The following is a 21,568-nucleotide window of genomic DNA, read 5'->3' on the forward strand; positions in this document are numbered from 1 at the left end:
GTTCTAGGGCACCTTTAACCCAGACAAAGCTGCTCGCTTTGTCTGGGTTGGTGCACTAGGTGCGCCCGCCGGCCACTCGGCGATGCTGGTCAGCACCGGCAGTCCCAGATCCCGTTCGATCCGGCCCGGATCGATGAACCCGCGCCGCAAGGTCGCCGACAGGATGGCGGTCGCGAGGCCGGCGAGCAGGCTCAGCCCGGTGCCGGCCGCCAGGATCAGCAGGTGCCGCCTGGCGGAAAGCTGCGGAATCTCCGCCGGCTGGATCACCCGGACGGTGGCCGCAGCCGGGCCGGTGGGGCCGGCGATGCGACTCTGGTCGAGCGCCTGTGCGGCCAGCTGGTAGCTCGCAGCGGCCAGGTCGCGCTGGCGCCGCAGGCTGAGGAACTCCGGCTCCTGCGCCTCGAGGCCGGCGATGCCGTCCCGGACCTGGGCGAGGCGCGCGGTCACGATCGTGCGCCGCGTCTCGACCCCCTGCACGTCCTGCCGGGCACCCGGCTGGTCCGAGGCAAGTCGCGCCTGCGCCTGGTCAAGGTCAATATCGGCCTGGTCGAGTTCCTGCTCGAGGCTGTCCTTGCGGTGCAGCAGGATATCGATCCGGGTGTCGTAGCGCGATCCGTGCGCGACGGTGAAGGCGGCGTAGGCCTGCTCCGCCGCATCGAGCTGGCGGCGCGAGGCCGCGACCTGGGCGGCCAGCAGGCGCTGGCGGTCGTTGTCGTAGAGCCTGCCGCGCATCGCGCCGTAGCTCGCCACCGCCTGGTTGACGGCCTGTGCGGCAACGGCCGGGTCGCGATGGCTGAAGCGCACGACGATGACGCCCGCCGCATCCGCGGTCGCGCCGAAACTGGCCGCGAAACGCCGGGCGGCATGCTGCACGCTTTCAGGCGCGCCGATGCCGGGATACAGGCGCTGCGGCCCGATCGCCGCGACCACCGCCTCGGCGAGCGGCCGGCTCTGCAGGATGTCGGTCTCGTTCCTGAGTGTCGCACCCGGCGACGCGCCGGGTTGCGGCAGCACCATCAGCTCGGCGTCCGCGGTGACCGTCGGCGCCACCAGCAGCTCGGCCATGCCGGTTGCGAGCAGGACCACGGCCATGGCGACCAGGATCTGCCACCGATCCCGGGTGGCCGCTTCCAGCATGGCCGTCGGCCGGCCACCGGCGAGGCCCGGCGATTGGCGCTGCCTGGCCGCTTGGTACTGGAGCTCAGCGCGCTCGACCGCTCGATCCATTCGTCCGCCCGCTCGTTCCCCGGACCCGGTATCGCCTGATCGGGCGTGCTGCAAGGGGTGGCACTCGGCCGGCAGGCATTGCCATCGCTTCCCGGTGTCGGCTACCCGCTGTGTCTGGCATGACCGGTGCGGGAACACACGATGGCTGATGGCCACGACCGGCCCCGGGCTGATGGCGCCACGGGACTGGAGGCCACGGGGCCGAACTCCCCGGGCAAGGCGAAAATGTCGGTGTCCACCGAGGTCCGGGCCGAGGCCGGCGAGCCGCCGGACCCGCAGATCCTGCTCCTGCTGCACGCCATCACCTCGCTCAACGAGCAGCACCGGCCGTTCGTGCTGCAGGTCATCGCAGCCCTGCAGGGCGAGGGCACCAGCCGCGTCGCCTCAGCACTCGCCGACGCGGCCGCCCGCGAGATCGGCCTGCCGGTTCTGCTGCTCGATTGCTCCGCGCCTGCCGCATCGCCGGCGGCCGAGATGGTGAAGTCGCCCTCCCTGATCGACGCGTTCCGCGACTCGGCATCCTCGGAAGCGGCGCTGCGCAGCCTCGGGCCGAACCTGCTGCTGGCGCGCTTGTCGAACGCAGCGAGCGGGGTGCTGGGCATGTCGCCGCAGGACCTCCAGCTCATGTTCGACGCCCTGCGCAAGCGGTTCGCGATGGTCGTGCTGGACTGTCCCGCCGCCCTGTCGAACCCGGGCGCCGTCGGGCTGGCGCGCTCCTGCGACGGCACCGCCCTGGTGGTGCGCGCCGAGACCACGCCACGCGCCGCCGTCATGCAGGCCAGGACGCTCATCGACCGGCTGGGCGGCCAGGTCATCGGCGTGGTGCTCAACCGGCATCGCTCGCACCTGCCGAGCTGGTTGCGGCGCTGGCTTTGAGGGCGGAGACGATGAAGCCGGGTGACCTGGTCGAGCTGGTCCGCGGCGGCCCGCCGATGACGATCCTGCAGCGCAACGCGGATCGCGGCTTCGAGGGCTGGCTCTGCGTCTGGCAGGTCAACGGCACCGCGCGTCGCGCCACGTTCCCGGAGCAGGCGCTGCGCCGGTGCGATCCGCAGCGTCTGGTGGCGCTGCCGCCGCCGCCGGTCCGGGCGCGCAAGGTGGTGGATATCGAGCCGCTGCCGGACCGCGCGCATGCCGAGCTGCTGGCCCTGATCGACAATGCCGACGCCGGCGGCTTCGACTTCTCGATCATCTGCTCCGGCGATCGCTGGACCGTGTCGGTCAAGCTGCCGGAGGCCGGCACCCACACCATCGGCGAGGGCGCCGACTTCCAGGAGGCCTGGTCCAAACGCAAGCCGGCCTGGAACCGTTGAGCCTGCGGCCGATGAGCCTCGCGGCGGCGAGGCGCCGATGATCCGGCTCGCGCTGCTGGCACTGGTGCCGATCGCACCGGTGCTGCACTACGCGCTCGCCCTGTCGCCGATCTGGGTGTTCGTGGCCGGCATCGCGGGCGTCGGCATCCTGGCCGACTGGATACGCGATGCCACCGAGCAGCTGGCCGGACATACCGGGCCCGCAATCGGCGGCCTGCTGACCATCAGCCTGGGCAGCCTGGCCGAGCTGCTGCTGGCGCTGTTCGTGCTGGCGCGCGGCGAGGCCGAGGTCGTGCACGCCCAGATCACCGGCTCGATCATCGGCACCAGCCTGCTCGGCCTGGGTCTGGCCATCGTCGCCGGCGGCATCTCGCGCGAGCGCCAGACCTTCAACCGCGCGCGCGCCGGCCAGCTTTCGAGCATGCTGGTCCTCATCGTGATCGCCCTGCTGCTGCCGGCGGTGTTCGATTTCACCAGCCGCTCGGTCGCCCATGCCGGCAATGTCGCGGCCCGGGACGAGGCGCTGAGCCTCGCCATCTCGGTGCTGCTGCTGCTGATCTATGGCGGCAACCTGGTCTATACGCTGGTGACGCACCGCGACCTGTTCGGACGCGGCGAGGAGAGCGAGCCGGCCTCGGCCCGGCCGTGGCCGCTCTGGCTGTGCTTTGTCGTGCTGGCAGGGGCGACCGCCGCTGCGGCGCTGGAGAGCGAGCTGATCTCGGCGGCCCTGGTCGCGGCCGCCGCCAGCCTGCATTTGTCGCCGGTGTTCCTCGGCGTCATCGTGCTGGCGCTGGTCGGCACCATCGCCGACCTGTTTTCCGCCGTCTGGTTCGCCCGCCGGGACCGCATGGGGCTGGTGATGAGCATCTGCATCGGCTCGGCCATCCAGATCGCGCTGGTGGTGACGCCGCTGCTGGTGCTCCTGTCCTGGCTGATCGGCAGCCCGATGACGCTGGTGTTCAGCAATCCGCTCGACCTGTTCGCCATCGCCGGCGCTGCCTTCATCGTCAACGTGATCGCCGGCGACGGCGAGACGACCTGGTTCGAGGGCGTGCTGCTGATCGGGGTCTATCTGGCGCTCGGGATCGCCTTCTTCTTCGTCTGAGCGGTGCCCGGGTCAGCCGCCGCTAGAGCAGCATCCGATCACTTGGAATCGCTTCGCGATGCCAAGTGTCGGATAAAGCTGCTCTCTCAAACGACAAGCGGAGCATGATCGATCGGATCATGCTCTAGCGGCAAGCAGCTGGGCATGCCGGTTGTGTTCGGCGACGACCGCCTGCATGGCCACCGTCACGATGCGGCCGTCCTGCACGACGATGCGCTGATCGACCACCGTCATGCGCGCCGGCTGCGGGGCGCAGAACACCACGGCGGCGACCGGATCGGCGAGGCCGCCGGCATAGCCGATGGTCTGCAGGTCGAGGGTGAAGAAGTCGCAGCGCCGCCCGACTTCCAGTGCGCCGATATCATCGCGGCCTAGCACCGCGGCCCCGCCGCGGGTGGCGAGTTCCAGGGCCTGGCGCGCCGACATCCAGGCCGCCGCTTGACGCTCGCGGCCAGGGGCGATGTTGGTCTCCAGGCCGAGGGCCAGACGCGCCAGAAGCATCGCCTGCCGGGTCTCGGCCAGCATGTTCGAGCCGTCGTTGGACGCGCTGCCATCGACGCCGAGGCCGATCGCAACGCCCGCCTGCAGGGCGCGCATCACCGGCGCGATGCCGGAGCCCAGGCGCATGTTCGAGGTCGGGCAGTGGCACACCCCGGTGCCGTGCGCCGCCAGAGTCGCGATCTCGCGGTCGTTCACGTGCACCGCGTGCGCGTACCAGACATCGGCATCGACCCAGCCGAGATCCTGCATGTACTCGACCGGCCGCTTGCCGAACCGGCCCAGCGTGTAGCGCTCCTCGTCCATGGTCTCGCACAGATGGGTGTGCAGCCGCACGCCGCGGCTGCGCGCCAGGGTCGCGCTGTCGCGCAGCAGCCGCTCGGTGACCGAGAACGGCGAGCAGGGTGCGAGCACCACCTGCAGCATCGCGCCGGGGCGCGGGTCGTGATAGCGCGCGATCACCCGTTCGCTGTCCGCCAGGATGGCATCCTCGTCCTCGACGCATTCGTCGGGCGGCGTGCCGCCCCGGCTCTGTCCGCGCGACATCGCGCCACGCGAGGCCGCGAAGCGCATGCCGATCTCGGCGGCGGCGGCGATCTGGTCGTCGATGCGGCAGCCGTTGCGAAACAGGTAGGCGTGGTCGAACACCGTGGTGCAGCCGGACAGCGCCAGTTCGGCCAGCCCGACCAGGGTGGCGGTACGCGACGCCTCCGGCGTGCGCCGCGCCCAGACCCGGTAGTGCGCGGCGAGCCAGGCGAACAGAGCGGCGTTCTGCCCGGCCGGCAGGTTGCGGGTCAGCACCTGGTCCAGATGATGATGGCAGTTCACCAGCCCGGGCAGCAGGATCTGGTGGCTCAGGTCGAGCACGATGTCGGCGGTGGCGGGAAGGGTTTCGTCCGGTCCGACCTGCTCGATGATCCCGTTCCGCGCGAACAGCCCGGCGTGGCGCAGCTCGCGCCGCTGCGCATCCATGCTCACCAGCATGGTGGCGCCGCGGGCCAGCAGGGTCGGCGCCGCAGCCTGCATCAGGCCGTCATCCTGGTGAAGCGGTCGCGCTGCGCCGAGGTGATCGGGTTGGCGTTGGCGACCAGCTCGTCGAGCCGGTGGTTCGCGATCTTGGCGATCTCGATCAGGGCGGCCGCATGCTCGACGCTCGGCGCATTGGCCATGCGATACCACCCGTTCGCCAGCACCCGGCCGTAGCGTTCGACCTCGCGGGCGCAGATGATCAGCGGAAAGCCGAACTGCTTGCGGTAGGCCGCCGCCAGCGCCTGGACCTCCTCGCGCTCGGCCGGCGCCAGTCCGCCGAGGCCGGCGCGGGCGTGGTCGGACCGGTAGGGATCCTCCGCGGGGTCCTCGTGCCCGAGATCGGCAAACGAGGTCATCAGCTGCATCTGCTGGGCCGGCGAGCCGGTCAGCAGCACATCGTGGAACGCGGCCCGCAGCGCGCTCGTATCGGCAAACGGCAGCATCGCGTAGGTGCGTTCCAGCACCCAGGGCGTGTTCTCGACGAGCACGCCGAAGGTCGCATCGAAGCGGGCGCGGTCCATGGCGTTCACATCGGCGAGCGTCACCAGCTGGTCGTTGGGGCGCCCCGCCACCGCCTCGCTGCCGCCACCGAGATGGTTGAACACCATGTTGAGAAGGATCGCGGACGACGCGCCGAGCGTGATGCCGCTGCCGAGGATGATGTGCGTCCAGGCCGGGAACGCATCGGCCACGAACGGCTGCGCGGTCACCAGCATGCCGAGGCCGATGCTGGTGCTGACGATGACGATGTTGGCGTGGCTGTTGAAATCGACGCGGCCCAGGGTCTGCACGCCGACCACGGCGACGGCGGCGAACATCGCCAGCGCCGCGCCCCCGAGCACCGGGAGCGGGATGCCGGCGACAATCGCAGCGGCCTTGGGCAAGGAGCCCAGGATGAGCATGATCACCGCGGCGGCCGCCACCACCCAGCGGCTCTTGACCTGGGTTAAGCGCACCAGCCCGACATTCTCGGCAAAGCAGGTATAGGGGAACGAGTTCAGCACGCCGCCGATGACGGTCGCCACCCCGTCGGCGCGTATCGCGCGCGCGATGTCCTCGGGGTCGATGCGCTTGCGGACGATCTCGCCGGTTGCGTACACGTCGCCGGTGGTCTCCACCATGGTGATCACCATGACCAGCAGCATCGAGATGACGGCCGTCACGCTGAAGCTCGGCATGCCGAAATAGAACGGCGTCGTGGCGCCGGCCCAGGGGGCGGCGACCGCCGCGCCGAACCGCGCGTCGCCCAGCACCCACGCCACCAGGGTGCCCCCCACCAGCCCGACCAGGACCGCGAGGGTGGCCATGAAGCCGCGGAACAGGCGCTGGATTGCGATGATCAGGCCGAGCGTGCCGAACGCGTACAGCAGGTGGCGCAGCGCCACCGGGTTCTGCATCGCGCTCGGGCTGCGGCCGAGCACGATGTCGTTGGCTGCCACCGGCAGCAGCGCCACGCCGATGATCAGGATGACGCTGCCGGTGACGACGGGCGGGAAGAACCTGACCAGCCGCGCGAACGAGCCCGCCACGGCGCAGGTGAACAGCCCGGCCACGATGACCGAGCCGTAGATCGCGAGCAGGCCCGAGGTGCCGCCACCCGCGGCCAGCCCGATGGCGATCATCGGGCTGACGGCGACGAAGGTCACGCCCTGCAGCAGCGGCAACCGGACGCCGATCTTCCAGACGCCGACCGACTGCAGCAGCGAGGCGATGCCGCAGGTGAACAGGTCGGCGTTGATCAGATGGATGAGCTGGCCGGTCTCGAGCTTCAGCGCGCCGGCCAGGATGATCGGCACCAGCACCGCGCCGGCATAGAAGGCGAGCACGTGCTGCAGGCCATAGAGGACGAGCTTGCCCGCGGGCAGGACCTCGTCGACCGGATGGATGGCGGCCCGCCGGGTCGGGGCGGCCGTGGCGATGCCGACGCCTTGCATGATGGCACGCATCGCGATGCCCTTCTCGATGACGCCCGGAGAGGCGCTGCTGGGTGGGCAGGCAAGATCCACGCCAGGGGCGGCCGCGTGGGGGCGGGGGCGAGGCTCTGGCATGACGATTGCGAGGCGAGGGTCTAGAATGGCGGCCTGCAAGGAGCATCCCGATGCCACTGGTCCGCAACAGCTACGGCAAGGGACGCGTCCGCGTCATGCGCGTGCATCGTGACGGCGATTATAACGAGGTGCGCGAGCTCACCGTGCACACCATGCTCGAGGGCGACTTCGCGGCCGCCTATACCGAAGCCGACAACCGCCAGGTGATCGCCACCGACACTATCAAGAACATGTCCTACGTCATTGCCCGCGAGGCGATGACGGACTCCGCGGAGCAGTACGGCGAACGGCTGGCCCGGGGTTTCCTGGAGCGCTATGCGCAGGTCGAGCGGGCGACCGTCACGATGCACGAGACGAAATGGCTGCGCGCGAGCTTCGGCGGCCGGCCGCATCCGCACGGCTTCGTCCTGGACAATAACGGCCGTTGCTATGCCCGGGTCGAGGCAACGCGGGAGGCGGTGTCGGTCACGTCCGGCATCACCGGCTATACCTTCATGAAATCCACCGGCTCCGGCTGGGAGAATTTTGTCCGCGACGAGTACACCACGCTGCCCGACACCAGCGACCGTATTGCCGCCACGGCGATGGATGCGACCTGGCGCTGGTCCAGGGTTCCGGCCGACTGCCCGGCCACCAACGCCGCCATCCTCGGCACCATGCTGGAGGTGTTCGCCACCACCTACAGCCACAGCGTGCAGGACAGCCTGTGGCGCATGGGCGAGGCGGCCCTGGCAGCCTGCCCGGCGCTCGAGGAGGTCAGACTGGCGTGCCCGAACAAGCACTACCTGCCGGTGAACCTGGCGCCGTTCGGCCTGTCGTCCGACAACATGGTCTTCATCCCGACCGACGAACCGTATGGACAGATCGAATGCATCGTCGGCAGGTCTTGAGCCTCCCGGCCGGTCTTGAGCTCCCGGATGGCGCGCGATGACCCCCCAGCGCATCGGCCTGGCGGCGTTGTCCGGGCTCGACCCGCAGTCATTCAGCGCCCGGCTCGGCCACGTCTTCGAGCGCTCCGCCTGGGTTGCCGACCACGCCTGGGCGGCGAGGCCGTTCGCCAGTGTGGAGGCCCTGCATGCGGCGATGGTGCAGGCGGTCCGCGAAGCCGGGCCGGACGCCGTGTTGGCGCTCCTGCGGCGGCATCCCGAGCTGGCGGCGCCTGGCCGCCTGACGGCGGCCTCGGCGGCCGAGCAGGGCGGCATCGGACTGACCGACCTCGACAGCATGGCGGTGGTCGCGTTCGAGGACACCAACCGGCGCTATCGCGAACGCTTCGGGTTTCCCTTCATCATCGCCGTGCGCGGCCAGCGCGATCCGTCGGCGATCCTCGCCGCCATGCAGCGGCGGCTGGCGAATGCACCCGACCAGGAATACGAGACGGCGTTCGGCGAGGTGGCGCGTATCGCCCGCTACCGGCTCGACGACATCGTGGCGCCGGACGATGACGATAGCGTGGCTCCGGGCAATCCCGGCATCGAGGCGGGTGATTTCCTGACGGTGCATGTCCTGGATGTGGCCCGAGGCTTGCCGGCGGTCGGGCTGGCGCTGGCGCTGAGCCGCGACGGTCAGCTGCTGTGCAGCCACGTCACCAATACGGATGGCCGTTGCGATGCGCCGCTGCTCGCCGGCCACGCCTTGCGACCCGGCATCTACGAGATCGGCTTCGATATCGAGGGCTGGCGCGCCGGCCAGGCCGATGCGGGCTTCTACGACCGCATCACGATCCGCTTCCGGGTGACGCCGAGCTGCGGCCATCTGCATATTCCGCTGCTGCTGTCGCCCTACGGCTACAGCACCTATCGCGGCAGCTGAGGCGGTGACGGTCAGGCTGCGGTCGCGGTCGTCCGCACGAGTGCTGCGACCGGCGCGATCAGGACCGGCGCGTTCAAGACTGGCGCGTTCAAGACCGGCGCGATCAGGTCCGCATGCATCGGGCGGCCCTTGAGGAATCCCTGGGTCAGCGTGCAGCCGGCGAGCGACAGCATCTCCTGCTGGGCCAGTGTCTCGACGCCTTCGGCGATCACGTCGATCTCGAGGGCTCGCGCCAGCTGCACGATGGCCCGGATGATCAGGTCGGCCTGCCGGTCATCCGGCAGCCTGCAGACGAAGCTGCGATCGACCTTGATCTTGTCGATCGGCAGACGCGCCAGGTAGCTCAGGCTCGAATAGCCGGTGCCGAAATCGTCGAGCGCGATGGTGAAGCCCATGCCGTGCAGGGTCTGCAGGGTGTGGCGCACCTCGGCATTGTTGGCGACCAGCACGCCCTCGGTGATCTCGAGCTCGAACTGGCGCGGATCGATCCCGGCCTGGGTCACCGCGTCATCGACGGAGGCGACGAAGCCCGGCAGCTGGAGCTGTCGAGCAGAGACGTTGATGGCGACCCGCAGATGCGGCCAGCGGCGGCTGTCGATGAAGGCCTGGCGCATGACATGCAGGCCGAGGGTGGCGATCAGGCCGCATTCTTCGGCAAGCGGCGCAAACACCGCCGGCGAGACCGGCCCGAGCGTGTGGTGCGTCCAGCGCGCCAGGGCCTCCACGCCGACCATCTGCTCGCGGTCGAACTGCGGCTGGTAGGCGACCGTGATGGCGCCGGTGGCCAGCGCCTCGCGCAGGTCGCGCTCCAGCATGTGCCGGCGCTCGAGCGCCGCATCCATGTCGATATCGAACAGTTGCAGGCCGCCGCCGCCCGACGACTTGGCTTTCAGCAGCGCGAGGTCCGCCTGCCGCAGCAGGTCGCCCGACCCGCGGCAATCCGGCCGGCTGACGCTGATCCCGATGGACGCCGTGGCGCGCAGGGTGGCGGCCGACAGGGTCATCGGTTCCGCGAGACGCCGCAGCACACGCTCGGCGAGTTTGCGCGCCGATGCTCCGACCGGGTTCGTCCGGCTGTCCTGCACGATGATCAGAAACTCGTTGCCGCCGAAGCGTCCGCAGATCTCGCCGGCCCGGCAGGACTGCACGAGCCGGCGGCAGACCTCCTGGATCAATTCGTCACCGCACTGATATCCGTAGGTGTCGTTGATCGGCTTGAAGCGATCGAGATTGAGCAGCAGGAGGCAGACGGCGCCGTCCGCCTGCCCGGTCTGCGCAAGTGCGAGGTCGAGGCGGTCGGTCAGGTGCCTGCGGTTCGGCAGCCCGGTCAGGCCGTCATGCAGCGACAGCCGGGTGGCGCGGGCCTCGCTGGCCATCAGGATGCGGGTGCCTTGCAGCCCTTGCCGGTAGGCGAGAAGCACCGCGCCGAGCAGCGCGCCGACGACGATGCAGATCGGCGGCAGCGCTTCGTGGAGCAGCGTCGTGCCGGGATGATCCGGCCGCCACGAGAAGACGGCGGCGAAATGTCCGTTCCCGTCCAGGAACGGGTACGACGCGCGGCCGACGCCGGGGACCGCCGTTGCCAGCTCGGCACCGTTCAGGTGCAGCCGGCGATTGACCTGCGGGATGATGGCGCTCTGCAGGTCCGATGCAAGCAGCAGGATCGGCGCGCGACGATGCGAGAGCGCGAGCGTCCCGGAATCGGAGCCGACCAGGCTCGCGACGACGAGAAACGGACGCCCGAGGATGAGCACGGTGCCGCTGTCGTCGATCCAGCCGGCGGCGTTCCGGGCCTCGCCGGCCGCGCCGCCAGGCGCGCGAGACGCCGCCCGTCGCGCCGCATCGCGCTGCCGGATCGTCCGGATCAGGCCCTGTGTCGCCTGCCGCACGGCCTGCGCCCTGCTGCCGGGGAGTGCCACGGCGCGTTCGCGGGCGAACAGGATCGAATCCTCGGCATCGAAGACGACAACCAGGCGGCTGGTGATGTCGCGGTCGTTCAGCGAGGTCAGTTCACTCTGTGCCCAGGCAGGGTCGAACCGGTAGTCGATATTTCTGACCGAGGGATCCCAGTTCGCGGTCGATCCGACCTGGTTGCGCAGCACGTCCGTCTCCCGGGCGATGCTGGCCGCGACGAACGTGCGTTCCCGCTCGCGTGCCTGGTCGTCGATCCGTGCGGACAGCACCGGCAGGCTGATGATGATGAGGAGGATGGCCGAGACCGCGGCCGCGGCCAGCGTCTTGATGGCCCTGAGGTCGAACGGGCGCGACATGTCAGCGTGATCCCCCTTCGCCGGAAGGCAGATTGAGGCCGCGAGCGTTACGATCTGCTTAATGGCGCCGTCGCGCCGTCGCGATCTTAAATCCCGGTTGCTTCAAGCCCGGGTGCCGCGGCCCCTGGAAGACGAGGGGATGGCCTCGCTCCGATTCCCGCTTGACGCCGGCTCGATCTCCCCGCAACCTGAATAGGAAATTCACCATGAATAGATATTCATGAGACGGGTAGGGTCACCGGGATGGGCGGACCGCCCGCGCCATCGGATCAGGAACAGCCAGCCATGACAGCGCCCGCCGCCATTTCGGCTGCAACCGCGTCCCAGGAGCGCCTGGCGCGGTTGCGGGAGCTCTCCGCCGAGACACGCATTGCCATCGTCAACACCATCACCGGTCCGCGCATGGGGCATATCGGGGGCGACTTCTCGGTCACCGACATCCTGGTCACGCTGTTCTTCGGGGTGATGCGCTACCGGGCCACGGAGCCGGACTGGGACGCGCGCGACCGCTTCATCCTCAGCAAGGGACATTGCTCGGCGGCGCTCTATTCGGTGCTGGCGCGCGCCGGCTATTTCGAGCCGGATCTGCTCGGCCGGTTCATGGCGCCGCTCTCGCCGCTGAACGGCCATCCGAACCGGCGCAAGGTGCGCGGCGTCGAAGCCAATACCGGCCCGCTCGGCCATGGACTGCCGATCGGCGTCGGCTGCGCCACCGGCGCGCGGATCGCCGGCGCCGACTGGCGCACCTATGTCGTGCTCGGCGACGGCGAGCTGCAGGAAGGCAGCAACTGGGAGGCCGCGATGTATGCCGGCCACCGCGGCCTGTCCTCGCTGACCGCCATCGTCGACCGCAACCGCCTGCAGCAGGGCGCCGGCACCGAGGCCACCAATACGCTCGATCCGCTCGACGCGAAGTGGCGCGCCTTCGGCTGGGAGGTGCTCGAGGTGGATGGCCACGACCACGCGGCCCTGCTGGCCGCCTTCGAGGCCCCCCCTGCCGGCAAGCCGCGCTGCGTGATCGCCAACACGATCAAGGGCAAGGGGGTCTCGTTCATCGAGAACCGCGTCGAGTGGCACCACAAGGTGCCTTCGGTCGAGCAGACGAAGCAGGCGCTCGCGGAGCTCGCGGCCCGATGAACGAGATAAGCACGGCAACGGGTGGGGCCACGCCGACCTTCGACTGCCGCGTCGCGTTCGCCGAGACGCTCGCCGAGCTGGCGCGCGCGGATCGCCGCATCGTCGCTGTCTGCAACGACTCTGTCGGATCCTCGAACCTCGTGGCATTCCAGAGGGAGTTTCCCGACCGCCTGGTCAATGTCGGGATCGCCGAGCAGAACATGGTCGGCGTCGCCGCCGGCCTCGCCAATGCCGGGTTGATCCCGTTCGTGTCCTGCGCCGGACCGTTCCTGACCGCGCGCGCGCTCGAGCAGATCAAGGCCGACATCGCCTACAACAACTACCATGTCGTGCTGTGCGGCCAGAGCCCGGGCCTGTCGTACGGCGAGCTCGGCCCGACGCACCACTCCATCGAGGATTTTTCCTGGATGCGGGCGCTGACCGACCTCACCATCCTGAACCCGGCCGATCCGAAGCAGACGGCCGATGCGCTGCGCTGGGCCGCCGGCGCGCAGCGGCCAGTCTATATGCGCATCGGGCGCTTCAAGGTGCCGGCGGTGACGCCCGAGGACGCCGCCTTCGTTCCGGGGCGTGCCCTGACGCTGCGGCAGGGCACGGATGTGACGCTGATCGCGACCGGCGTGCTGGTCTCGCGTGCGCTGGAGGCCGCCGAACGCCTGGCGGCTTCGGGCATCTCGGCCCGTGTGCTCAACATGGCGACGATCGCGCCGCTCGACGACGAGGCGGTGCTGGCGGCGGCCCGCGAGACCCGGGGGATCGTGACCGCGGAGGAGGCGATCGCGACCGGCGGCCTGGGCGCCGCGGTGGCGGAACTGGTGGTGCAGCAGCATCCGGTGCGCATGCGCATCCTCGGCGTGCCGCACTTCGCGCCGACCGGGAGTGCCGGCTTCCTGCTCGATCATTTCGGCCTGAACGCGGCCGGGATCGCCGATGCCGCACGCGGGCTGCTGGCCTGATCATGCCGGTGCCCTCGCGCCAAGGCCCGTTCATCCTGGCGATCGACCAGGGCACCAGTGCCACCAAGAGCGCGCTGATCGACGCGGCCGGCCGGTTCGTCGCACGCGGTTCGGCACCCTTGACCGAGCGGCATCCGAAGCCGGGCTGGGTCGAGCAGGACGGGCGGGAGATCTGGGCGAGTGTCCGCGAGGCGGTCCGGCGCTGCCTCGACGGCGTCGATGCAAGGGCCGTGCAGGCCGGGGCGATCGTGGCGGTCGGCCTGAGCACGCAGCGCGAGAGCGTGCTGCTCTGGGATGCCGCGACCGGCGAGCCGGTGTCCCCGGTGATCTCCTGGCAGGACCAGCGCGGCACCGAACTCTGCGATGCCCTGCGCTCGGACGCGACCGAGCAGCTGGTGCGCCTGCGCACCGGCCTGCCGCTCGATCCGATGTTTTCCGCGGTCAAGGCAAGCTGGCTGCTCGACGCGCATGATCCGGACCGGGTGCGGTCGAAGGCGGGTGCGATCCGCCTCGGCACCATCGATAGCTGGCTGCTGGCCTGCCTGTCGGGCGAGCATCTGATCGAGGCCGGCAATGCCTCGCGTACCCAGCTGCTCAACGTGGCCAGGGTGGACTGGGACGATGACCTGCCGGCCCTGTTCGGTATTCCGCGCGCCTGCCTGCCGCGGATCGTTGCCTCCACCGGGCCGTTCCCGGCGACGCGTGGCCTCGGACCGCTGCCGGACGGCACGCCACTGCATGCGGTGATGGGCGACAGCCACGCCGCCCTGTTCGGCCACGGCGCCCTGGCACCCGGCCAGGTCAAGGCGACCTATGGCACCGGCTCCTCGGTGATGGGGCTGCTGGCGCATCCCTCCGAGCTGCAGGCCGGCCTGTGCCTGACCATCGGCTGGATGACCGACCGGCCGGCCTACGCGGCGGAAGGCAATATCCGGTCGTCGGGTGCGACACTGCGCTGGCTGGCCTCGATCCTCGATGTCGAGGTGCCGGCGCTGGTCGCGATGGGCCTGGCGGCGGCCAGCGACGGCGTCGTGCTGGTGCCGGGGTTCGGCGGCCTGGGCGCACCCTGGTGGGATCGCAACGCGGTCGGCCTGCTCAGCAACCTCACCCTCGGCACGTCGCGGGCAGCGCTCGCGCGCGCCGCGCTGGAGTCCGTGGTGAATCAGGTCGGCGACCTGGTCGAGGCGATCGCGCACTCGGTCGGCGAGGTCAGCACCTTGTTTGTCGATGGCGGTCCGATGCGCTCGGATGGGCTGGTGCAGATGCAGGCCGACCGCATCGGCCGCCCGGTGCTGCGCGCCTCGGAACCGGAATTGTCGGCGCTGGGGGTGGCGCATCTGGCCGGTCTCGCCGGCGGCCTGTGGTCGCGCGAAGACCTCGAGGCGTTGCCCAGGCCACGTGACCGTTTCGAGCCCGGATCGGAGAGCCCCGCGAGCCGCGAACGAGTCCGGCAATGGTACGATGCGGTCGCGCGGGCCGGAAGCCGCGCCGTCAGGGAGATTGGCCCCAAGGAGATCGCGCGATGAGCGTCCAGGACAAGCCGGCTGCCATGCGGCCGATCCCGGCTCCCGGCCAGGAGGAGCCGCGGCAGGCCGGCCACAGTCGGCTGTGGCGCCTCGTCGGCGGCGCGCAGGGGCCGCTGATCGGGCTGGTGCTGCTCTGCGTGGTGTTCGCGCTGAGCAGCAACGTGTTCCTGTCGCTGCGCAATGCGCTGAACGTGGTCGATCAGATCACCACGCTCGGCATCCTGGCACTCGGCATGACCGGCGTCATCATCATCGGCGGCATCGACCTGTCGGTCGGATCGATCCTCGCCCTGTCGATCATGGTGCTCGGCTGGCTGCCGCAGGATTACGGCATTCCGTTCTGGCTCGGGCTGGTGCTGTGCATCGCCGCCGGTGGCCTGTGCGGCCTGGTGAACGGCCTGCTGGTGACACGGGCGCGGCTGCCGGCCTTCATCGCGACGCTGACGATGATGTCGGTGGCGCGCGGGCTTGCCAACATCACCACCGACGGGCAGCAGATCGTCGGCTACCCGGACTGGTTCACCGGGCTTGCCACCGAGCGGCATCTCGGGGTGCTGTCGGCGACGGTCGGGCTGTTCGTGGCGCTGTCCATCGCCGGCTGGATCTTTCTGCGGTATCGCACCACCGGCCGCAACCTGTATGCGATCGGCGGCAGCGTGGAAGTGGCGCGTCTCGCCGGGATCAAGGTCGCCAGGCTCACGGTCGCGGTCTATGTCGCATCGGGCCTGCTCGCCGGCGTCGCCGCCGCGGTGATGGCGGCCCGCCTCGACAGCTCGCAGCCTTCGGCCGGCCTCGGCTACGAACTCGACGCCATCGCCGCGGTGGTGATCGGCGGCGCGAGCCTCTCGGGCGGCATCGGCAGCATCGCCGGGACCGTCGTCGGCGTCTTCATCATCGGCGTCCTGCATAACGGCCTCAATCTTCTCGGCATCTCCCCCTTCATCCAGCAGGTGGTGATCGGCTGCGTGATCGCGGTCGCGGTAACCTTCGACACCATGCGCCGGCGCCAAGCATGATCCAATCGATCATGCTCCGCTTGACGATCTAGAACTTCCCCGGCGGCTTCAATCAAACAAGGAAACGACATGTCCAAGCTCGCATCGCTCGCCTGCACCATCCTGGCTGCGGGAAGTCTCGCCGCTGCACTGCCCGCTACCGCCCAGGCGCAGACCACCGTCGGCCTCGCGGTCGCCAACCTGCAGGCGGACTTCTTCAACCAGATCAAGCAGTCGGTATCCGCCGAGGCGCGCGCGCGCGGCGTGCAGCTGGTCGTGGTGGATGCGCACGGCGATTCCGCAACCCAGGTCAACCAGATCCAGGATCTGATCACCCGCGGCGTCAAGGCGATCATCTACATCCCGGCCGGCGCCACCGCCGCCGGCGTGCCGGTGCGCGCGGCGCAGGCGGCGCATATCCCGGTGATCGCGGTCGACCGCAACGCGCCGGACGCGCCCGCCAACAGCTTCATCGCCACCGACAGCGTGCATGCCGCGCGCATCCTCGGCGACTTCGTCTGCAAGACGGTGCAGGGCCGCGGCCGCGTCGCGATCATCCAGGGCCAGATCGGCACCACGCCGGAACAGGACCGTGCCAAGGGGTTCAACGCAGCGGTGCAGGCCTGCCCCGGCCTGAAGATCGTGGCGCAGCAGCCGAGCCAGGAATGGTCGCAGAGCGAGGGCTTCTCGATCGCGCAGGACATGCTGCAGCGTCATCCCGACATCACCGTGTTCTTCGGCCGCGCCGACGGGCTGGCGCTTGGCTCGGCACAGGCGGTGAAGGTCGGCAACCTCGACCATCCGGTGACGATCGTCGGCTTCGACGGCGATGTCGCCGGGTTGAAGGCGGTGCAGAAGGGCACGCTCGCCGCCACGATGACGCAGAAGACGCGCTATATGGGCAAGCTGGCACTCGATACGGCGCTCGACCTGATCGCCGGCAAGACCGTGCCTCCGCTGCAGCTGCAGGCGGCGGTGCTGACCACCAAGGCCAACGTGGCACCGTTCATCGCCCAGCACCCCTGAGAGCTTGTTTGCAAACGCCTGCTGCTGGCGATCCCCGGCTTTCAAGGTTGGGCGCCTTTCCTCCGCTCCGTTGCTCACGGCCCCACTGTTCAAGCATGGGCGGCCGCTCCGCTCCGGTGCTCGGAAAGTCGCGCCGGCCGCGGTCCTGCGGCCCGCTCTCATCCAGCATCAGGGGTTTTCAAACAAGCTCTGAGATCAAGGCGGCTTCTGCAAGGAACACCGACATGTTGTCACCGTGTTTGGAACCCGATCCCCGCCAGGCGGCGGTGCGGCTGTCGCTGCAGGGGATCACCAAGAGCTACGGCACGGTGCGGGTGCTGCATGGCATCGACCTCGAGGTGCACGAAGGCCGCATGCTGGCGCTGCTCGGCGAGAACGGCGCCGGCAAGTCGACGCTGTCCGCGATCATCGCGGGCCTCACCGCACCCGATGCCGGCCGCATGCTCTGGGAGGGCGCTGCATACGTGCCGCATTGTCCCGCCGATGCGATGGCGGCCGGCATCGGCCTGATCCACCAGGAGATGCGGCTGCTGCCGGATCTCAGCATCGCCGAGAACGTGTTTGTCGGAAGGCTGCCGATGCGCGGCGGCCGCATCGATCGCGACAGCATGAACCGCCGCGCGTCGGCGCAGCTCTTGCGGCTCGGTCTCGACGTGTCGCCGACGCGCAAGGTGCGCGGCCTCAGCGTCGCCGCCCAGCAGCAGGTCGAGATCGCCAAGGCGCTGACCCTGCGGGCACGGTTGCTGATCCTCGACGAGCCGACCGCAGCCCTCGGGCTCGCCGAGACCGAGCGCCTGTTCGAGCAGGTGCGGCGGCTGAAGCAGGAGGGCTTCTCGTTCCTCTATGTGAGCCACCGGCTGGAGGAGATCGCGCAGATCGCCGACGGCATCGCGGTGCTGCGCGATGGCCAGCTGGTGGCGACGCACGACACCGCCCAGGTGCCGGTTCCGGTGCTGCTGCGCGAGATGGTGGGCCGCTCGATCGATCGGATCTTTCCCGAACGCCGCGTGCCCGGAACAGCGGAGGTGCTGCGTGTCGAGGGGCTGACCTCGGCCGCCGGCGCGTTCCGCGACGTCGATTTCACCGTGCATTCCGGCGAGGTGTTCGGCATCGCCGGCATCGTCGGCGCCGGTCGCACGGAGCTGGTGCGCGCGATCGCCGGCGCCGATCCGGTGGCGTCGGGGACCATCACGCTGGACGGTCGCCGGCTGCGCACCGGCCATCCGGACGACGCGATCCGCGCCGGCATCGTGCTGGTGCCCGAGGATCGCAAGGGGCAGGGCGTGGTGCTCGACCATTCGATCACCGACAACCTCGCGCTTGGCAACATGGACCGGCTGGCGCGGGCCGGCTGGCTGTCGCCGCGCCGGGCGCGGGAGTTCGCGGCGGGACTGGTGCGCCGGCTCGGCGTCAAGGGGCGGCCGGAGCAGACTGCCGGGTCGCTGTCCGGCGGCAACCAGCAGAAGCTGGTGATCGCGCGCTGGGTCGCGCGCAGCCCGCGCGTGTTCATCCTCGACGAGCCGACGCGCGGCATCGACATGGGCGCACGCGCCGCAATCTATGACGTGATCGCAGCACTGGCGGCCGAGGGCATGGCGGTGATCGTGGTGTCGTCCGATCTTGAGGAAGTGCTCGGCCTCGCGCACCGGGTCATGGTGCTGGCGCGCGGCCGGCAGATGGGCGTGCTGGACCGGAGCGAGGCAAGCAACATACGTGTCATGGAACTGGCAACAGCATAGAGACCGTCTGAGAATGCACTACGGCGGTCATCCGACGCGGCTTTCTGCGCTTCCGGTGCTCACGGCCAATCAGGCCGCTCCGCTCCGGTTCTCGACAGCCACGACGGGCGGCGCCTTTGGCACCTCTGACTCGCCGTAGCACATTCTCAAACGGTCTCTTGGGGAGAGGATCAATGGAACTGTTCAGCCTTGCCGGGCGCGTTGCTCTTGTGACCGGTGCCGGTAGCGGGATCGGGCAGCGGGTTGCGGTCGGGCTCGCCGAGGCGGGGGCCGATGTCGGCTGCTTCGATCTCGCGTCCAGCGCCGGCCTGCAGGAGACCGTCGCGTGTATCGCTGCGATTGGCCGGCGCAGTCTCGCACTGGTGGGCGATGTCACCGATGGCGAAACGGTTGAACAGGCGGTGGCGACGCTGGAGGCGGGACTGGGGCCGCTGTCGGTGGCGTTGAACTGCGCCGGGATTGCCAATGCGGCGCCGGCGGAGGAGATGCAGCGCACGCAATGGCAGCGCATGTACGACATCAACGTGACGGGCGTGTTCCTGTCCTGCCAGGCGGAGGCGCGTGCGATGCTGCGGCACGGCGGCGGCTCGATCGTCAACATTGCCTCCATGTCCGGCATCATCGTCAATCGCGGCCTGCTGCAGGCGCACTACAATTCGGCCAAGGCTGCGGTGATCCATCTGTCCAAGAGCCTGGCGATGGAGTGGGCGGAGCGTGGGCTGCGGGTCAACTCGATCAGCCCGGGTTATACCGCGACCGCGATGAACATCCGCTCGGAGGTTGCCGACCAGGTCAAGCAGTTCGAGGCCGACACCCCGCTCGGGCGGATGGCGCAGGTCGATGAGCTGGTCGGGCCGGCGGTGTTCCTGTCGTCGAAGGCGGCGTCCTTCGTGACCGGGGTCGATCTGCTGGTGGATGGCGGTTTCTGCTGCTGGTAGGCTGATCCCGGATGGCGGCGCGCTCCGACGAGTTGCGACTGATCGCGCGGGTTGCGCGCATGTACCATCTCGATGACATCAAGCAGAGCGACATCGCAAAACGGCTGCGCATCTCGCAGGCCGGCGTGTCGCGCCTGCTGAAACGCGCCCGCGACGAGGGCGTCGTGCGCATCTCCGTCGAGGCGCCGTCCGGCACGTTCCCCGAACTCGAGGAGCGGCTGCGGTCGCGCTTCGGGCTCACCGAGATGGTCATCGCGGAATGCGCCGAGGACCGGGAGGAGCAGATCCTGGCCCGCATCGGCGAGGCGGCGGCACAATACCTGGGAATGACCTTCCAGCCGGGCGAGGTGATCGGGATCTCGTCATGGAGCGAAAGCCTGCGGCGGACGGTCGACAATCTCGATCCCGGCCGCCACAGCGCCGCCCGCGTCGTGCAGATCCTGGGCGGCATGGGCAATCCGGCGGTGCAGGCGCATGCCACGACGCTCACGACGCGCCTGGCGCGCTTGACCGGCGCCGCGCCGATGCTGCTGGCAACCCAGGGCGTCGCCGGCAGCGTCAGCGCGCGTGATGCGCTGGTGGCTGACCCTTACGTTGCAAGCACGATGGCGGAATTCGGGTCGCTGACCATGGCGCTGATCGGCATCGGCGCGGTTGAGCCGTCGAAGCTGCTGGCCGACAGCGGCAACATCTTCACCGACGCCGAACTGCGTGAATTGACCCGGCTGCGTGCGGCGGGTGATATCTGCCTGCATTTCTTCGACAGCGAGGGAGCGCCGATCCGTTCGCCGGTCGAGGGGCGCGTCATCGGCATCACGCTGGAGCAGTTGCAACGGGTGCCGCGCGTGATCGGCGTCGCCGGCGGGGCGCGCAAGGTGCGGGCGCTGCTGGGTGCGCTGCGCGGCCGCTTCATCGACGTGCTGGTGACGGACCAGTTCACGGCGGCGCGTCTCGACGCCGCCCCATCATGAGGGAGCAGAGCATTCCGGGAACCGCTGTCCTGGAGGGAAAAGTTGCCGTGATCACCGGCGCCAGCCGTGGCATCGGGGCCGCCATCGCCACGCGGCTGGCGCGTGACGGCGCGTCGGTGGTGCTGAGCGCCAACGAGGCGGCGGTGCACGACGTGGCAGCCGGCATCGCGCGTGATGGCGGCCGTGCGGTGGCCTGCGAGGCGGACGTGACGTCGGCGGACGATGTGGGCCGGCTCTACGACGCCGCGGAGGCGGCGTTCGGCCGGGTCGATATCTCGATCCAGAATGCCGGCATCATTACCATCGCACGCATCGAGGCGATGACCGAGGCGGAGTGGGACCGGGTGCTGGCGGTCAACATCAAGGGCGTGTTCCTGTGCTGCCGCGAGGCGATCGCGCGCATACGCCGGCACAAGCAGGGTGGTCGGCTGATCAACACGGCGTCGGGACAGGCGCGGCAGGGCTTCATCTTCACGCCGCCCTACGCCGACAGCAAGTTCGGCGTCGTCGGCATCACCCAGAGCCTCGCCAAGGAGGTCGCCCGCGAAGCGATCACGGTGAACGCGTTCTGCCCCGGCATCATCGAGACCGACATGTGGGCCTACAACGACGCCGCCTGGGGCAGGCTGCTCGTAGCGGCTGTTTGCAAACGCCTGCTACTGGCGATCCGACGCGCCTTTCCTCCGCTCCGCTGCTCACGGCCCCGTCTTTCAAGTATGGGGAGGCCGCTGCGCTGCGGTGCTCGGAAAGTCACGCCGGGCGCGTCCCTGCGGGCCGCTCTCATCCAGCATCAGGCGTTTGCAAACAGCCTCTGGGCACGCATTGCCTTGACCGATTGCCGTCGAGGATATACTCAGAGTGTTTCGTATATCCAATGGGGCTCTAATGCACGTCGCGAAGTGGGGCAACAGCCTGGCGGTTCGCCTTCCCGCCGCTGTCGTCGAGGCGCTGGAGTTGCGGGAAGGCGACGAGGTCGAG

General features: G+C 69.6%; 17 protein-coding genes and 2 pseudogenes. 14 read left to right on the top strand and 5 right to left on the bottom strand.

All coding sequences use genetic code 11. The features are described from left to right. Window positions 1-3: 3 nt before the first annotated feature. Window positions 4-1,137 carry a hypothetical protein gene (locus ACQY4O_RS02695; RefSeq protein WP_428374701.1) on the bottom strand — a complete coding sequence of 378 codons (1,134 nt, stop codon included), beginning with the start codon at window positions 1,135-1,137 and terminating at the stop codon, window positions 4-6. A gap of 231 nt (window positions 1,138-1,368) precedes the next feature. Here ACQY4O_RS02695 and ACQY4O_RS02700 point away from each other — a divergent pair, with 231 nt between their 5' ends. The 3 genes from ACQY4O_RS02700 to cax are packed head-to-tail and all read left to right on the top strand — an operon-like array spanning window position 1,369 to window position 3,645. Beyond that, window positions 1,369-2,103: a hypothetical protein gene (locus tag ACQY4O_RS02700; RefSeq protein WP_428374702.1), complete on the top strand. Its 735-nt coding sequence runs from the start codon at window positions 1,369-1,371 to the stop codon at window positions 2,101-2,103. A gap of 11 nt (window positions 2,104-2,114) precedes the next feature. After that, the gene (locus ACQY4O_RS02705) at window positions 2,115-2,540 is read left to right on the top strand and encodes a hypothetical protein (protein ID WP_428374703.1); all 426 of its coding nucleotides are present in this window, start codon (window positions 2,115-2,117) and stop codon (window positions 2,538-2,540) included. A gap of 37 nt (window positions 2,541-2,577) precedes the next feature. Next, a complete protein-coding gene (gene cax / locus ACQY4O_RS02710; RefSeq protein ID WP_428374704.1) occupies window positions 2,578-3,645 on the top strand; it encodes a calcium/proton exchanger in 1,068 nt (355 codons plus the stop codon). 117 nt (window positions 3,646-3,762) lie between these two features. Here cax and ACQY4O_RS02715 read toward each other — a convergent pair whose 3' ends face one another. The 3 genes and pseudogenes from ACQY4O_RS02715 to ACQY4O_RS02725 all read right to left on the bottom strand — a co-directional run. Beyond that, the gene (locus tag ACQY4O_RS02715) at window positions 3,763-5,169 is read right to left on the bottom strand and encodes an 8-oxoguanine deaminase (protein ID WP_428374705.1); all 1,407 of its coding nucleotides are present in this window, start codon (window positions 5,167-5,169) and stop codon (window positions 3,763-3,765) included. After that, complete coding sequence (locus ACQY4O_RS02720; RefSeq protein ID WP_428378082.1) at window positions 5,169-5,780, bottom strand: 2-oxo-4-hydroxy-4-carboxy-5-ureidoimidazoline decarboxylase; 612 nt, start codon at window positions 5,778-5,780, stop codon at window positions 5,169-5,171. Before ACQY4O_RS02720 ends, ACQY4O_RS02715 begins: the two co-directional genes overlap by 1 nt. Continuing rightward, window positions 5,766-7,106, bottom strand: a pseudogene (locus ACQY4O_RS02725) (nucleobase:cation symporter-2 family protein); the annotation flags it as partial. The gene ACQY4O_RS02720 and the pseudogene ACQY4O_RS02725, both read right to left, overlap by 15 nt. A gap of 164 nt (window positions 7,107-7,270) precedes the next feature. On the opposite strand from ACQY4O_RS02725, the gene pucL reads away from it, so the two are divergent. Further along, a complete protein-coding gene (pucL, locus tag ACQY4O_RS02730) occupies window positions 7,271-8,110 on the top strand; it encodes a factor-independent urate hydroxylase (protein ID WP_428374706.1) in 840 nt (279 codons plus the stop codon). Window positions 8,111-8,147: 37 nt separating this feature from the next. Further along, window positions 8,148-9,032: a 2-oxo-4-hydroxy-4-carboxy-5-ureidoimidazoline decarboxylase gene (gene uraD / locus ACQY4O_RS02735; RefSeq protein WP_428374707.1), complete on the top strand. Its 885-nt coding sequence runs from the start codon at window positions 8,148-8,150 to the stop codon at window positions 9,030-9,032. Between the two features lie 11 nt (window positions 9,033-9,043). On the opposite strand, the gene ACQY4O_RS02740 is transcribed toward uraD, so the two are convergent. Then, window positions 9,044-11,302, bottom strand: coding sequence for a putative bifunctional diguanylate cyclase/phosphodiesterase (locus ACQY4O_RS02740; protein WP_428374708.1), 2,259 nt, complete (start codon window positions 11,300-11,302; stop codon window positions 9,044-9,046). Between the two features lie 285 nt (window positions 11,303-11,587). Between ACQY4O_RS02740 and ACQY4O_RS02745 the strand changes: the two genes are divergently transcribed. The 9 genes and pseudogenes from ACQY4O_RS02745 to ACQY4O_RS02785 all read left to right on the top strand — a co-directional run. After that, complete coding sequence (locus ACQY4O_RS02745; RefSeq protein ID WP_428374709.1) at window positions 11,588-12,439, top strand: transketolase; 852 nt, start codon at window positions 11,588-11,590, stop codon at window positions 12,437-12,439. After that, window positions 12,436-13,395, top strand: coding sequence for a transketolase family protein (locus ACQY4O_RS02750; protein WP_428374710.1), 960 nt, complete (start codon window positions 12,436-12,438; stop codon window positions 13,393-13,395). The genes ACQY4O_RS02745 and ACQY4O_RS02750 overlap by 4 nt, the downstream gene beginning before the upstream one ends. An 8-nt stretch (window positions 13,396-13,403) precedes the next feature. Further along, complete coding sequence (locus ACQY4O_RS02755; protein WP_428374711.1) at window positions 13,404-14,921, top strand: FGGY-family carbohydrate kinase; 1,518 nt, start codon at window positions 13,404-13,406, stop codon at window positions 14,919-14,921. After that, window positions 14,918-15,937, top strand: coding sequence for an ABC transporter permease (locus ACQY4O_RS02760; protein WP_428374712.1), 1,020 nt, complete (start codon window positions 14,918-14,920; stop codon window positions 15,935-15,937). Before ACQY4O_RS02755 ends, ACQY4O_RS02760 begins: the two co-directional genes overlap by 4 nt. A gap of 69 nt (window positions 15,938-16,006) precedes the next feature. After that, entirely contained in the window at window positions 16,007-16,942 is a 936-nt protein-coding gene (locus ACQY4O_RS02765) for a sugar ABC transporter substrate-binding protein (protein ID WP_428374713.1), read from the top strand. A 224-nt stretch (window positions 16,943-17,166) separates the two neighbouring features. After that, window positions 17,167-18,681 (top strand): sugar ABC transporter ATP-binding protein, encoded by a 1,515-nt coding sequence (locus tag ACQY4O_RS02770; protein ID WP_428374714.1) that lies wholly within the window; start codon window positions 17,167-17,169, stop codon window positions 18,679-18,681. 173 nt (window positions 18,682-18,854) lie between these two features. Continuing rightward, window positions 18,855-19,619 (top strand): SDR family oxidoreductase, encoded by a 765-nt coding sequence (locus ACQY4O_RS02775; RefSeq protein WP_428374715.1) that lies wholly within the window; start codon window positions 18,855-18,857, stop codon window positions 19,617-19,619. A gap of 11 nt (window positions 19,620-19,630) precedes the next feature. After that, complete coding sequence (locus tag ACQY4O_RS02780; protein WP_428374716.1) at window positions 19,631-20,590, top strand: sugar-binding transcriptional regulator; 960 nt, start codon at window positions 19,631-19,633, stop codon at window positions 20,588-20,590. Then, a pseudogene (locus ACQY4O_RS02785) lies at window positions 20,587-21,135 on the top strand (SDR family NAD(P)-dependent oxidoreductase); the annotation flags it as partial. The gene ACQY4O_RS02780 and the pseudogene ACQY4O_RS02785, both read left to right, overlap by 4 nt. Window positions 21,136-21,568: the final 433 nt, after the last annotated feature.

The organism is Lichenicoccus sp., from assembly GCF_965277665.1.
GTDB lineage: Bacteria > Pseudomonadota > Alphaproteobacteria > Acetobacterales > Acetobacteraceae > Lichenicoccus.

Excerpts from the sequence above, each read along its gene's own strand:
- cax (WP_428374704.1), top strand. The coding sequence starts at position 2,578 with ATGATCCGGCTCGCGCTGCTGGCACTGGTGCCGATCGCACCGGTGCTG.
- uraD (WP_428374707.1), top strand. The coding sequence starts at position 8,148 with ATGACCCCCCAGCGCATCGGCCTGGCGGCGTTGTCCGGGCTCGACCCG.
- ACQY4O_RS02740 (WP_428374708.1), bottom strand. The coding sequence starts at position 11,302 with ATGTCGCGCCCGTTCGACCTCAGGGCCATCAAGACGCTGGCCGCGGCC.
- ACQY4O_RS02780 (WP_428374716.1), top strand. The coding sequence starts at position 19,631 with ATGGCGGCGCGCTCCGACGAGTTGCGACTGATCGCGCGGGTTGCGCGC.
- ACQY4O_RS02720 (WP_428378082.1), bottom strand. The coding sequence starts at position 5,780 with ATGGTGTTCAACCATCTCGGTGGCGGCAGCGAGGCGGTGGCGGGGCGC.
- pucL (WP_428374706.1), top strand. The coding sequence starts at position 7,271 with ATGCCACTGGTCCGCAACAGCTACGGCAAGGGACGCGTCCGCGTCATG.
- ACQY4O_RS02705 (WP_428374703.1), top strand. The coding sequence starts at position 2,115 with ATGAAGCCGGGTGACCTGGTCGAGCTGGTCCGCGGCGGCCCGCCGATG.
- ACQY4O_RS02695 (WP_428374701.1), bottom strand. The coding sequence starts at position 1,137 with ATGCTGGAAGCGGCCACCCGGGATCGGTGGCAGATCCTGGTCGCCATG.
- ACQY4O_RS02770 (WP_428374714.1), top strand. The coding sequence starts at position 17,167 with ATGTTGTCACCGTGTTTGGAACCCGATCCCCGCCAGGCGGCGGTGCGG.
- ACQY4O_RS02700 (WP_428374702.1), top strand. The coding sequence starts at position 1,369 with ATGGCTGATGGCCACGACCGGCCCCGGGCTGATGGCGCCACGGGACTG.
- ACQY4O_RS02715 (WP_428374705.1), bottom strand. The coding sequence starts at position 5,169 with ATGCAGGCTGCGGCGCCGACCCTGCTGGCCCGCGGCGCCACCATGCTG.
- ACQY4O_RS02745 (WP_428374709.1), top strand. The coding sequence starts at position 11,588 with ATGACAGCGCCCGCCGCCATTTCGGCTGCAACCGCGTCCCAGGAGCGC.
- ACQY4O_RS02750 (WP_428374710.1), top strand. The coding sequence starts at position 12,436 with ATGAACGAGATAAGCACGGCAACGGGTGGGGCCACGCCGACCTTCGAC.
- ACQY4O_RS02775 (WP_428374715.1), top strand. The coding sequence starts at position 18,855 with ATGGAACTGTTCAGCCTTGCCGGGCGCGTTGCTCTTGTGACCGGTGCC.
- ACQY4O_RS02765 (WP_428374713.1), top strand. The coding sequence starts at position 16,007 with ATGTCCAAGCTCGCATCGCTCGCCTGCACCATCCTGGCTGCGGGAAGT.
- ACQY4O_RS02760 (WP_428374712.1), top strand. The coding sequence starts at position 14,918 with ATGAGCGTCCAGGACAAGCCGGCTGCCATGCGGCCGATCCCGGCTCCC.